The sequence below is a fragment of the Citrobacter sp. CK202 genome (genome assembly GCF_030333225.1).
GTDB lineage: Bacteria > Pseudomonadota > Gammaproteobacteria > Enterobacterales > Enterobacteriaceae > Citrobacter_B > Citrobacter_B koseri.
The window spans coordinates 402,074-414,887 of record NZ_JAOWGI010000020.1 but is presented as its reverse complement, the minus strand read 5'-3'; the positions used below and the strand labels follow the sequence as shown (position 1 = coordinate 414,887).

9 protein-coding genes are annotated in these 12,814 nt (G+C 56.8%); 6 read left to right on the top strand and 3 right to left on the bottom strand.

What is annotated here, in order from left to right:
* Window positions 1-7: 7 nt before the first annotated feature.
* The 3 genes from fhuA to hrpB all read right to left on the bottom strand — a co-directional run bounded on the left by fhuA (window position 8) and on the right by hrpB (window position 7,748).
* The gene (fhuA, locus tag OGX84_RS05480) at window positions 8-2,257 is read right to left on the bottom strand and encodes a ferrichrome porin FhuA (RefSeq protein WP_012134008.1); all 2,250 of its coding nucleotides are present in this window, start codon (window positions 2,255-2,257) and stop codon (window positions 8-10) included.
* A gap of 350 nt (window positions 2,258-2,607) precedes the next feature.
* On the bottom strand, window positions 2,608-5,148 hold the full coding sequence (gene mrcB, locus OGX84_RS05475; protein ID WP_012134009.1) for a bifunctional glycosyl transferase/transpeptidase: 2,541 nt from the start codon (window positions 5,146-5,148) through the stop codon (window positions 2,608-2,610).
* Between the two features lie 170 nt (window positions 5,149-5,318).
* Window positions 5,319-7,748 carry an ATP-dependent helicase HrpB gene (gene hrpB, locus OGX84_RS05470; protein ID WP_181574521.1) on the bottom strand — a complete coding sequence of 810 codons (2,430 nt, stop codon included), beginning with the start codon at window positions 7,746-7,748 and terminating at the stop codon, window positions 5,319-5,321.
* A 73-nt stretch (window positions 7,749-7,821) separates the two neighbouring features.
* Between hrpB and thpR the strand changes: the two genes are divergently transcribed.
* From thpR to folK, 6 genes are all read left to right on the top strand, one after another.
* On the top strand, window positions 7,822-8,352 hold the full coding sequence (gene thpR / locus OGX84_RS05465) for an RNA 2',3'-cyclic phosphodiesterase (RefSeq protein WP_112001172.1): 531 nt from the start codon (window positions 7,822-7,824) through the stop codon (window positions 8,350-8,352).
* Window positions 8,353-8,386: 34 nt separating this feature from the next.
* The gene (gene sfsA / locus OGX84_RS05460; RefSeq protein ID WP_012134013.1) at window positions 8,387-9,091 is read left to right on the top strand and encodes a DNA/RNA nuclease SfsA; all 705 of its coding nucleotides are present in this window, start codon (window positions 8,387-8,389) and stop codon (window positions 9,089-9,091) included.
* Between the two features lie 177 nt (window positions 9,092-9,268).
* Window positions 9,269-9,724 (top strand): RNA polymerase-binding protein DksA, encoded by a 456-nt coding sequence (gene dksA / locus OGX84_RS05455; RefSeq protein WP_001155232.1) that lies wholly within the window; start codon window positions 9,269-9,271, stop codon window positions 9,722-9,724.
* Between the two features lie 145 nt (window positions 9,725-9,869).
* A complete protein-coding gene (gene gluQRS / locus OGX84_RS05450) occupies window positions 9,870-10,766 on the top strand; it encodes a tRNA glutamyl-Q(34) synthetase GluQRS (RefSeq protein ID WP_112001679.1) in 897 nt (298 codons plus the stop codon).
* Between the two features lie 69 nt (window positions 10,767-10,835).
* Window positions 10,836-12,233, top strand: a complete 1,398-nt coding sequence (gene pcnB / locus OGX84_RS05445; RefSeq protein ID WP_204267647.1) for a polynucleotide adenylyltransferase PcnB — start codon at window positions 10,836-10,838, stop codon at window positions 12,231-12,233.
* Window positions 12,230-12,709 (top strand): 2-amino-4-hydroxy-6-hydroxymethyldihydropteridine diphosphokinase, encoded by a 480-nt coding sequence (gene folK, locus OGX84_RS05440; RefSeq protein WP_112001173.1) that lies wholly within the window; start codon window positions 12,230-12,232, stop codon window positions 12,707-12,709. The genes pcnB and folK overlap by 4 nt, the downstream gene beginning before the upstream one ends.
* Window positions 12,710-12,814: the final 105 nt, after the last annotated feature.

Here is a 12,814-nt window from a genome sequence, read left to right as displayed (position 1 = left end):
AGAGAAATTAGAAACGGAAGGTTGCGGTTGCAACGACCTGACGCTCCGCGCCCCAGAAGCAGCCATAGGTGTTAAAGCAGCTTGCGACGTACTCACGGTCAAACAAGTTGTTCACATGCAGCGCCACGTTAGACCCAGCCATACCAACGCGCGCCAGATCGTAACGTACTAACGCATCCACCAGCGTATAGCTCCCCACTTTGAAGGAGTTTGCCGGGTCGCCATAGCTGGAGCCAGTATAACGAACACCCGTACCCAACGTCAGCCCGGAAAGCGCGCCGTCATAGAGGGTGTAATCACCCCACAATGATGCCATATGTTTAGGCACCTGAGCAGGCGTGTTGCCTTTGTAGCTGGTGTCGGTAGTGTATTCCGCATCGGTATAGGTATAAGAACCAACCACGTTGACGCTTGCAGACAGCGCGGCTTTCGCTTCAATTTCCACACCACGTGAACGAATTTCACCGCCTTCGACTGACCAGGACGATCCATTCGGGTCGGGCATCAGATTGTTGGTTTTGGTGAGCTGATACACTGCACCGGTAATCACGATCGGACGATCGCTCGGCACGTATTTCACACCAGCTTCGTACTGCTTACCTTTGGATGGAGCAAAGATATTACCGCTTTCCCCCGTCTGCGAAGCCGGTTCAAACGACTCGCTATAGCTGAAATACGGGGTTACGCCATTGTCGAACAGGTAGTTAACACCGCCACGCCAGGTGAACTGTTTGTCATCGCGCTTATCGGTAGTACCGTAAACACGGTTGAAGGACTCCTGGTCAGCCCAGTCATAACGACCACCCAGGGTAACCAGCACCTTATCCCATTGCATCTGATCCTGCACGTACAAGCCAGTCTGCTTCTGCTTGTTCAGCACTTTGTAAGGGCCTGAAGGGCCAGGGTGTGAGCCAAAATCGAAGTCACTGCGATCAAGGTTATAGATGTCGGACGGCGTTACAGAACCAGCATAGCCAAACCAGGAGTCAATATCGTTACGCATACGCATAAAGTCAACGCCGGTCAGCAGCGTGTGATCCACATCGGCCGTTGCAAACTTGCTTTGCAGTTGGGTATCGACAGCGAAGTTCTGCAATTTCTCATTATCGATAACGTACTGACGAGTCAGCGTATGACCCCAATCTGACTGAGGAACGCTGGCGCAAGGACTATTAGCCGGATCCTTTGTATAGAGCGGATCGGAGCACATACCGTAGCCATACACGCTGTTCTGCGAGACTTTATTTTGCGCGTAACGCAGGTTCTGACGCACGGTAAAGGTGTCGTTAAATTCGTGGTCGAAGCTGTAGCCCACCATCTTCTCGTTACGAGAATAGGTATTGTTGTTCGCACCTTCGTTGAAATCGGTAGAGAGACGCTTACCGTTCGGTAACTTAGTCACTGTCCCTTCTTTCGGCAGCCAGCCGTAATAACCTGTTTCCGGTTCATTCTGGAAATAAGACAAGAAGGTAAAGTTGGTTTTATCATTCGGACGCCAGCTGAAAGATGGCGCGATGGCATAACGCTGCTCTTCCGCACCTTGCTGCTGGGCATTCGCAGAACGCGCAAGGCCGGTTAAGCGATAAGAGTAAACACCATCGTCATCCAGAGCATCACTAAAGTCAAAACCGGTCTGGAACAGGCTGTCGGTACCCATCTTGAACTGAACTTCTTTCAGCGGTTCCGTGGTTGGACGCTTGCTGACCATGTTCAACAAACCACCAGGGTTGCTTTTTCCGTAGAGAACGGAAACCGGGCCGCGCATGACTTCAGCGCGCTCCAGCATATAAGGGTCAATCACCGCATCATTGTAAAAGTTACCCTGCATCTTCAGGCCATTCAGATAGTTGTTCTGACTTTGGCCGTCAGCGGCGAAACCGCGGATGATCAGGTAATCATAAGTGTTAGACGCGCCACGGGTGCCCACGGCAACACCAGGAGTGTAGCTGAGCGCCTCTTTCACAGATTTAGGCTGATGCAGCGCCATCTCCTCGGCAGTTACCACAGAAATAGACTGTGGCACCTTTTGAATGGGGGTATCCGTTTTGGTCGCGGTGGCGGATTGTCTGGCCGCGATGGTCGCCGCCGGCCCCCAGGCACTTTCCTGCTGGGCAGGTGCAGCGGTTACGGTGATAGTTTCTTCTTTCGGTTCAACCGCCGCCTGTGCATAGACAGACATGCCGCTAACCGCTGTGGCTACTACGACTGCGATTTTACGCAGCGAAGAGTTTGGCTGAGCAGTTTTAAGACGCGCCATTGGTATATCTCTAATGAAAAGTGAATGATAACGTAAACGAGAATTATTCTTATGACCGCAGCATAATATTCGAAACGTTGGCGCGATAGCAAGCAATACGCGCCCCTATCAAAACTAAGGGGTTAAGAAATAACCAGATGAAAAGGAAGGGTTAATGATTTAGGCTGGAATGTTATTCTGCGGAAATTTGCCGGATGGCGGCGCTGGCGCGCCTTATCCGGCCTACGGTTCGCGCCTGTTTTTGCCATCTTGCCGGATGGCGGCGCTGACGCGCCTTATCCGGCCTACAAGATCCAATGCGTTTATTGGTTCTGTAGGCCTGATAAGCGCAGCGCCATCAGGCACAACGGTTAGTTACTACCAAACATATCCTTGATCCACCCCGCCACGCCGTCGCTGTCTTTCTTCTCCTGCTGCGCCGGTTGCTGCTGTTGAGGCTGCTGTTGCTGTGAAGAAGACTGATCGAACGGATTCCCGGTCGGCTGCTGCTGTTGCATCATTTCGCCCTGCTGGCACAGCGCGTCCGGGTCGGTCGTCCAGACCGGCAGCGCACGCATTCCACCGCTACAGACGAAATTACCGTCGTAATCAACGCCCATATCCACCACATCTTCCGGCGGCGTCAGCGTCAGCGGCGTTGGCGTTTGGTTCGCCAGATAACGCTGATAAATCGACATCGCGCCGCTGGCGCCGTACAGTTTCGTCGGCTGGTTATTATCGCGACCCACCCAGGTAATCGTCACCTGGCTGCCATCAATCCCTGCAAACCAGGTATCGACATTGTTGTTGGTGGTCCCGGTTTTACCCGCCAGATGCAGGCCCGGATACTTCGCGCCCAGCTGACGCCCGGTGCCGCGCTGCACAACCTGCTGCATCGTCCACAACGTCATATACGCCGCCTGCGCCGGAACCGCGCGCTCAGCCTGCGGGAAGCTCTGATACAGCACCGTACCGTCTTCCGCAATCACCGAACGCAATGCTGACAACGGCGCCCGGTTGCCGCCGCTGGCGATGGTCTGGAACGCTTGCGCCACTTCGATTGGCGTCAGGTTCAGCGCCCCCAGCAGCATGGCCGGAACCGGATGCAGCTGATCTTTCGGCACGCCCAGCTTCATCCAGGTATCGGTGACGGCAGGAAGCCCCAGCGCCATCCCCAGATTCACCGTCGGCACGTTCATGGAGCGCGTCAGCGCGTCCACCAGCATCACTTTGCCACTTTCGCTGTAACGACGGTCATCGTTCTGCGGAGACCAGACCTGCCCGTTCGGCTGACGAAGCGCGATCGGCGCGTCGGCAATCCAGGTGTTCAGGCGATACAGCTTCGGCTGGCTTAACGCCGTCAGATAGGTTGCCGGTTTTGCCAGAGAGCCGATAGAACGGCGCGCCTGCATCGCACGGTTGTACCCGGCGAACTGCGGCTCCGCCCCGCCGACCATCGCACGCACCTCGCCGCTGAAGCGGTCTACCACCACAATCGCGGTTTCCAGATCGCTCAGATTGCGCTGTTTCTTCAGCGCCGGAATGCCCTCAACGGCCGCTTTTTCAGCCGCATCCTGCGCCACGGAATCAAAAGTGGTGAAGATCTTCACGCCAGAAAGGTCTTTCACTTTGTCGCCGAGCTTCGCCTGCAACTCCTGACGCACCATCTGCATAAAGGCTGGCTGTGGCGAGATCACCCCGCCGCGCGGCTGCACGCCCAGCGGACGCGCGCTCAGCATGTCGTACAGCTCCTGGTCGATCACCTGCTGTTGTTGCAGCAGACGCAGCACCAGATTACGACGCTCCAGCGCCAGTTTCGGGTTACGCCACGGGTTGTAGATTGACGCCCCTTTCACCATCCCCACCAGCAGCGCCTGCTGATCGAGACTCAACTCTTCAACCGGGCGGCCAAAGTAGTACAGGCTCGCCAGCGGGAAGCCGCGAATCTCGTTATCGCCGCTCTGGCCGAGATAGACTTCGTTCATGTACAGCTCAAGGATCCTGTCCTTGCTGTAGCGCGCATCCATCAGCAGCGCCATGTAAGCTTCGTTCGCTTTACGCCAGTAGGAGCGTTCGCTGGTGAGGAACAGGTTTTTCACCAGCTGTTGCGTCAGCGTACTCGCCCCCTGAACCGTGCGCCCGGCGGTAAGGTTCGCCAGCACCGCACGACCGATGGAATACAGGCTAACGCCATCGTGCTCATAGAAATGACGGTCTTCCGTCGCCAGCAGCGTATCCACCAGCAGATCCGGGAAACCGCTGCGCGGCACGAACAGGCGCTGTTCGCCGTTCGGCGAAGAGAGCATGGTGATCAGGCGCGGATCGAGACGGAAGAAACCAAACTGGCGGTTGTTATCCATATTCACGATCGTATCCAGATGGCCGCCGTCAAAGGTCAGACGCGCACGCACCTGCCCTTCTTTGCTGTCCGGGAAGTCAAACGGACGGCGGATCATCTCGATGCTGTTCGCCTGCACGGTAAACTCGCCGGGACGCGTCATTTTCGTCACCTGACGGTACTGGGTGGCCTCCAGCAATTTCACCATTTCATTCTTGCTGACGGGCATTTCCGGCTCAAGGTTAACCATCCGGCCATATACCGCCGCAGGAAGCTGCCAGACTTTGCCATCAATACGGCTACGGATTTTTTGATCCAGATAGACGCCGTAGATCGCAATCAGCACGACAAAAACAATCGACAGTTTTAGCAGTAGCCAGAGCCAGCCACGCTTGCCACGAGGCTTACGCCCTTTGCCCTTACCGTTACGCGGCATCGGTTCTTCATCCTCATAGTCATCATCATAATCGTCGTCGTACTCTTCATCTCTGAGTCGACGACGGCTTACCTTTTGTTTCACCGGACGCGGTGGTTTCCCTTTGCGTCCAATTGGCTCGCGGTCATTCCCGGCCATGCTTTTTCTCCGCAACATACAGGCGCAAAGGCCCGATTCTCTGTCCTTCCGTCAGTCGACAGAAGAAGAAATCTCTCAATTTTCTGCCATGTTTATGCCGGATGGCGGCTTCGCCTTATCCAGCCTACATTTGAGCGAGCAGGCCTGATAAGCACAGCGCCATCCGGCAGTCATAAATACTTCTTCGTGCGCCGCGTCGGCGCGGTATTCGCCGGATCGTCCGGCCAGACATGTTTGGGATAACGCCCTTTCATCTCTTTTTGTACCTCGCGGTACGCTCCCTGCCAGAACGCGCTTAAATCGCGCGTAATCTGTAGCGGGCGTTGAGCCGGTGAGAGCAACTCCAGCACCAGCGGCACACGCCCCTGCGCGATAGCAGGCGTATTCGCTTCGCCAAACATCTCCTGCATTCTGACCGCCAGCGCTGGCGGGTTATCTTCGTGATAACGAATGGCTATCCGGCTTCCCGTCGGCACAGTGTAATGCGCGGGCAGCTCACTATCCAGACGTTGCAGCATAGACCAGTCCAGCAGGCCGCGTAACGCCTGGGTAATATTCAGGGCTTTCAGGGCGCGCAGCGTATGAACGCCCGTCATGTGCGGCAGCAGCCAGCTTTCCAGCGTCGCCAGAAGAGAAGCGTCATCAACGGCGGGCCAGTCGTACTCCGGCAACCATTGCGCCGCGCGCAGCAGACGCAGGCGGAACTGTTCAGCCTCCGGCGTCCAGTTGAGCACACTTAGCCCTTTATCGCGAATGCCATTGAGCATCGCCTGGTGCAGTTCCTCTTCCGAAGGCTTAGCCAGCGGCTGAACTTTTACCGTCAGTTGCCCGATGCGCATTCGGCGCAGCGCCTTTAACGTTCCCTGCGCGTCGTCCCACTCTACCGTGTCAGACTGCTGCAACAGCGCCGGACATGCCTGAATAAGCGCCTCGATATCCAGCGGTAAAGCCAGCAGAATACGGGCATCCGGCGACGCGCTCCCCTGCAACAGCAACGGTGCGATAAGCCACTCATGGCGACCCAGCGCGTCATCGGCGTCGAGCACCGCGCCCATGCCATTCGCCAGTTGATAGCGCCCTTCCTGACCGCGTCGACGCGCGATACGATCGGCAAACGCCTGCGCAAGCAGCGGCGCCAGCATCGTGCCGTCCACCTCGCCGCCTCGCCCGTTGAGCCGTTTCAGGAGCTGCTGGCTACGCTGCTGCCAGCCCGGTTGCTGGCGCGAAAACGCCACGCTGAGGTCGGTATTGCCCGCGCGCGGCGGCTCCTCCAGAATCGCCGCCAGTTTCGCCGCCGTCGCCTTTTCACTGTCATTGCCGGCGCTGACCAGCATCGCCGCCAGACGGGGGTCGTTGCCAAGCCGCGCCATTTTCTGCCCCGTCGCGCTCAGCCGCTCACCATCCAGCGCATTCAGCATCTGCAACAGCCGCCGGGCTGCCTGCACGTTGGCGGCCGGGGGAAGGTCCAGCCAGTTGAGTTGCGCGGGATCGCTGCATCCCCATTGCAACAGCTCCAGCAATAAACCGGACAGATCGCTTTGTAAAATCTCCGGCTCGCTTTGCGCCGCCGCCCTTTCCGCCTGCTCTTTCGCCAGCAGGTGAACACACACGCCCGGTTCCAGACGCCCGGCGCGTCCGGCTCGCTGCGTCATGGAGGCCTGACTGACGCGCTGGGTAATCAGCCGCGTCAGGCCGGTTCGCACGTCATAGCGCGCCACGCGCTCCTGCGCGCTGTCCACCACCAGACGGATACCCTCGATGGTTAAACTGGTTTCGGCAATATTGGTCGCCAGCACGACTTTGCGCATCCCGCGCGGCGCAGGCAGTATCGCTTTACGCTGCGCCTCCAGAGACAACGCGCCATACAGCGGGCATAACAGCACATCATCCGCCACGCGCGCGGCCAGGTGTTCCTGTACGCGCAGAATTTCCCCAACGCCCGGTAAAAACAGCAGCAGAGAGCCGGTTTCGTGACGCAGCAAATCTGCCGTGGCGATGGCCACCGCCTCATCAAAACGCAGTTGGGCCGGAAGTGACTGGTAGCGACGCTCAACGGGCCAGGCACGCCCCTCAGACACCACCTGCGGCGCATCAGGAAGCCGCTGTTGCAGCTTCCCGTTGTCCAGCGTCGCAGACATGATCAGCAGTTTCAGATCGTCACGCAGCCCTTGCTGCACGTCCAGCAGCAAGGCCAGCGCCAGATCCGCCTGCAAACTACGCTCATGAAATTCATCGAGGATCACCAGCCCGATGCCGTTCAGCTCGGGATCGCGCTGGATCATTCTTGTCAGCACCCCTTCCGTCACCACTTCAAGCCGCGTCTGCGGGCCAACACAGCTTTGCGCGCGCATCCGATAACCGACCGTCTCGCCGGGCTTCTCGTTCAGGAGTTCCGCCAGCCGCTGCGCCACATTGCGTGCCGCCAGGCGGCGCGGCTCCAGCAGGATAATTCGCCCCTGAATGCCTTTATGCGTCAGAAACTGCAACGGCAGCCAGGTCGATTTCCCCGCGCCGGTTGGGGCAGTGAGCAAAACCTGGGGCGCGCTTTCAAGCGCGGCAAGTAATTCGGGCAGTACGGCGGCAACGGGCAACGACGTCACAAATGGCTCCAGAGGGTTAACATTCTTCGCGCTGCATTGTAGCATCGCGTTAATTCATAACCGAGTACCCATCATGTCTGAGCCGAAAAGGCTGTTCTTTGCCATTGAATTGCCCGACGAGGTTCGTGAGCAGATCATCGCCTGGCGCGCCGGTCATTTTTCCCCGGACGACGGCAGGCCGGTCGCCGCAGCGAATTTGCACCTGACGCTGGCGTTTTTAGGCGAGGTGAGCGCGAGCAAGCAACAGGCGTTATCACAGCTTGCCGGACGCATCCGTCAGCCGGGCTTTACGCTCAGGCTGGATGACGCGGGCCAGTGGCTACGTTCGCGGGTCGTCTGGCTGGGGATGCGACAGCCGCCGCGCGGGCTGCTGCAACTGGCGAACATGTTACGCGCCCAGGCGGCGCGCAGCGGTTGTTATCAAAGCCCGCAGCCTTTTCATCCGCATATTACTCTGCTGCGCGACGCCAGCCATGCGGTCGCCATTCCAGCGCCGGGTTTTTGCTGGTCGTTTCCGGTCACTGAATTTGCGCTTTATGCCTCGTCGTTCGAACGCGGCCGCACACGTTACACACAACTACAGCGCTGGACGCTTACCGAATAAAATAGTCTGCAAAAGCAGGCTTTAAGGAAATCACATGCAGTTCTCTCCGCCATTACAGCGTGCCACCTTAATTCAGCGCTACAAACGTTTTTTAGCCGATGTCATTACACCGGACGGCACGGAATTAACGTTACACTGCCCAAATACCGGTGCGATGACCGGATGCGCCACGCCGGGCGATACCGTCTGGTATTCGACATCAGAAAATACTAAACGCAAATATCCGCACACCTGGGAATTAACGCAAACCCGGACAGGCGCACTTATCTGCGTTAACACCCTGTGGGCAAACAGATTAACGAAGGAAGCGATTCAGAATGAGCAGCTTTCAGAACTTTCAGGCTACAGCCTGTTAAAAAGCGAAGTAAAATACGGCGCGGAACGCAGCCGTATTGATTTCATGTTACAGGCAGATTCCCGACCCGACTGCTATATTGAAGTGAAATCGGTCACATTAGCGGAACAAGAGTATGGTTATTTTCCCGATGCCGTCACCTTACGGGGGCAAAAACACCTTCGGGAACTGATGAGCGTAGCGGCTGAAGGCCATCGCGCCGTGGTGTTATTCGCGGTGCTGCATTCAGCCATTACACGGTTTTCACCCGCGCGGCATATCGATGCAAAATATGCGCAACTATTGATTGAAGCACAGCTAAAGGGGGTAGAAATTCTGGTTTATAAAGCCGAACTTTCTGCCGAAGGTATGACTCTAAAAGAACCGTTACCCATGACTTTATAATGGCGTAAACAATCGGTTAATTAGTATTCTGGTCGCGTACGCAAATACGCTTTTCCTCACAGGGTTGTCAAGTGTTACGTTTAGATAATTGCTATCCTGAAAAGCATCTGCTATTTATAGCGACCTGATTTTTCCCCCGACAATGGGGATCGATAGTGCGTGTTAAGGAGAAGCAACATGCAAGAAGGGCAAAACCGTAAAACATCGTCCCTGAGTATTCTCGCCATCGCTGGGGTGGAGCCGTACCAGGAGAAACCGGGCGAAGAGTATATGAACGAAGCCCAGCTGTCGCACTTCAAGCGTATTCTTGAAGCATGGCGTAATCAACTCAGGGATGAAGTCGATCGCACTGTGACTCATATGCAGGACGAAGCGGCTAACTTCCCTGATCCGGTTGACCGTGCCGCGCAGGAAGAAGAATTTAGCCTTGAGCTGCGTAACCGCGACCGTGAGCGCAAACTGATCAAAAAGATCGAGAAAACGCTGAAGAAAGTGGAAGACGAAGATTTTGGCTACTGCGAATCCTGCGGTGTCGAAATTGGTATTCGCCGTCTGGAAGCGCGTCCAACAGCCGATCTGTGCATCGACTGCAAAACGCTGGCTGAGATCCGCGAAAAACAAATGGCGGGCTAATCCCGTCAGACCGTAGAACGCCGGATGGCGCTACGCTTATCCTGCCTGGCAACAATTCATAGGCCGGATGAAGGGTTTGCGCCGCCATCCGGCAAAATCCGGGCGGGGTTATCTCCCGCCTTATTCTTTTATATTGTCCACCGGTATGACCAACGCACACTATATTGGCCGCTTCGCCCCGTCCCCCTCTGGCGAGCTGCACTTTGGTTCACTGATCGCCGCCCTCGGTAGTTACCTGCGAGCCCGCTCTCAGCATGGGATCTGGCGAGTACGCATTGAAGATATCGATCCCCCTCGTGAAGTTCCCGGTGCCGCAGAGACAATTCTGCGTCAGCTGGAACATTACGGCCTGCACTGGGATGGCGATATATTGTGGCAGTCCCAACGCCATGACGCCTACCGCGACGCGCTCGCCTGGCTGCGCCAGCAGAATTTAAGCTATTACTGCACCTGCCCGCGCGCGCGTATTCAACGCATCGGCGGCGTTTACGACGGCCATTGCCGAACCTTGCAGCATGGGCCGGAAAATGCCGCCGTGCGGATTAAACAGTTCAGTCCGGTGATGCAATTTCATGACGTGCTGCGCGGCGATATCCAGGCCGACCCGCTGCTGGCGCGCGAGGATTTTATTATTCATCGCCGCGATGGTCTGTTCGCCTATAACCTGGCGGTGGTCGTGGACGATCATTTTCAGGGCGTCACGGAAATCGTGCGCGGCGCGGATTTAATCGAACCCACGGTACGGCAAATTTCGTTGTACCAGCAGTTCGGCTGGCGCGCGCCGGACTATATTCATCTGCCGTTGGCGCTCAACGAACAAGGCGCTAAACTTTCCAAACAGAATCATGCCCCAGCCTTGCCGGAGGGTGATCCACGCCCCGTACTCATTGCCGCGCTGCGCTTTCTGGGCCAGAACGCCACGGCGCAATGGCAGGATATGCATACCGACGAATTATTGCAGTATGCGGTGGATAACTGGACGCTTACGACGGTGCCGAAATCGGCAAGTGTAAATCCAGCATTCTCAAATGCGTCTTGCTGAGCTATGATTAGCCGCTATTTTTACGCAGTAACTTGTCCTGATTGATGTTTGACACTACCGAGGTGCACTATTTTTACCCGAGTCGCTAATTTTTGCCGCAAGGTGCTAAACCGCGAGGAGAGCGAGGCCGAGCTTGCCGTCGCCCGTCCACATATGACGGTAATCCCGCGTGAGCAGCACGCTATTTCCCGCAAAGATATCAGTGAAAATGCTCTGAAAGTAATGTACAGGCTCAATAAAGCGGGATATGAGGCCTGGCTGGTTGGCGGCGGCGTGCGCGATCTTCTGCTCGGCAAAAAACCGAAAGATTTCGATGTCACCACCAATGCAACGCCGGATCAGGTGCGGAAGTTGTTCCGTAACTGTCGTCTGGTGGGTCGCCGTTTCCGTCTGGCGCACGTCATGTTCGGCCCGGAGATTATCGAAGTGGCGACATTTCGTGGTCACCATGAAGGCAACGACAGCGACCGCGCCACCTCCCAGCGCGGGCAAAACGGCATGCTGTTGCGCGATAACATCTTCGGCTCCATTGAAGAAGACGCCCAGCGTCGCGACTTCACCATTAACAGCCTCTATTACAGCGTGGCGGATTTCACCGTGCGCGATTACGTCGGCGGTATGCAGGATCTGAAAGACGGCGTGATTCGCCTGATCGGCAACCCTGAAACGCGTTACCGCGAAGATCCGGTGCGAATGCTGCGTGCAGTCCGTTTCGCCGCAAAACTCGATATGCGCATCAGCCCGGAAACCGCAGAGCCGATTCCGCGCCTGGCGACCTTACTCAACGATATTCCGCCCGCGCGTCTGTTTGAAGAGTCCCTGAAGCTTCTGCAAGCGGGATATGGTTTCGAAACCTACAAAAAGCTGCGTGAATACAGCCTGTTCCAGCCCCTGTTCCCCACCATTACGCGTTATTTCACCGAAAACGGCGACAGCGCGATGGAGCGCATCATTGCGCAGGTGCTGAAAAATACCGATAACCGCATTCATAACGACATGCGCGTTAACCCGGCGTTCTTGTTTGCCGCCATGTTCTGGTATCCGCTTCTGGAAATGGCGCAGAAAATCGCTCAGGAGAGCGGCCTGGCCTATTACGACGCCTTTGCGCTGGCCATGAACGAGGTGCTGGACGAAGCGTGCCGTTCGCTGGCGATCCCGAAACGCCTCACCACGTTAACCCGTGATATCTGGCAACTCCAGTTGCGGATGTCCCGCCGCCAGGGCAAACGCGCCTGGAAGCTGCTGGAGCACCCGAAATTCCGCGCCGCATACGATCTGCTGGCGTTGCGCGCCGAGGTGGAAAACAACGCTGAACTGCAACGTCTGGCGCAGTGGTGGGGCGAGTTCCAGGTTTCAGCGCCGCCCGATCAGAAAGGCATGCTGAATGAACTGGATGAAGACCCCGCGCCGCGCCGCCGCCATCGTCGTCCGCGCAAACGCGCGCCACGCCGCGAGGGAACCGCGTGACGGTTGCCTATATCGCGCTCGGCAGCAACTTAGCCTCTCCGCTGGAGCAGGTTAATGCTGCCGTGAAGGCTGTCGGCGACATCCCGGACAGCCGCATTGTTGCCGTTTCCTCGTTTTACCGCACTCCCCCGCTAGGCCCGCAGGATCAGCCCGACTACCTGAACGCCGCCGTTGCGCTGGAAACCCAACTGGCGCCGGAAGAACTGCTCAACCACACGCAGCGTATTGAGTTACAACAGGGCCGCGTTCGCAAAGCCGAACGCTGGGGGCCGCGCACGCTCGATCTCGACATCATGCTGTTTGGTGATAACGTAATAAACACGCCCCGTCTGACGATACCGCACTACGACATGAAAAATCGCGGTTTTATGCTGTGGCCGCTCTTTGAAATCGCCCCCAACCTGGTGTTCCCGGACGGCGTCACGCTGCATCATTACCTCACGCGTCTCGCAGCAGAAAAACCTGCCCACTGGTAAATTGCCCGCCCCTCTTTAGCGTTTACTGCTTTCGGGTTAATCGATTGCTTAAATCCATTGCCCCCATCAATGCTGCTGTTAAAATGCCGGTTAATATGACCTCCA

Coding starts and splice junctions, on each gene's coding strand:
- fhuA (WP_012134008.1), bottom strand. CDS start 2,257: ATGGCGCGTCTTAAAACTGCTCAGCCAAACTCTTCGCTGCGTAAAATC.
- mrcB (WP_012134009.1), bottom strand. CDS start 5,148: ATGGCCGGGAATGACCGCGAGCCAATTGGACGCAAAGGGAAACCACCG.
- thpR (WP_112001172.1), top strand. CDS start 7,822: ATGTCTGAGCCGAAAAGGCTGTTCTTTGCCATTGAATTGCCCGACGAG.
- sfsA (WP_012134013.1), top strand. CDS start 8,387: ATGCAGTTCTCTCCGCCATTACAGCGTGCCACCTTAATTCAGCGCTAC.
- dksA (WP_001155232.1), top strand. CDS start 9,269: ATGCAAGAAGGGCAAAACCGTAAAACATCGTCCCTGAGTATTCTCGCC.
- gluQRS (WP_112001679.1), top strand. CDS start 9,870: ATGACCAACGCACACTATATTGGCCGCTTCGCCCCGTCCCCCTCTGGC.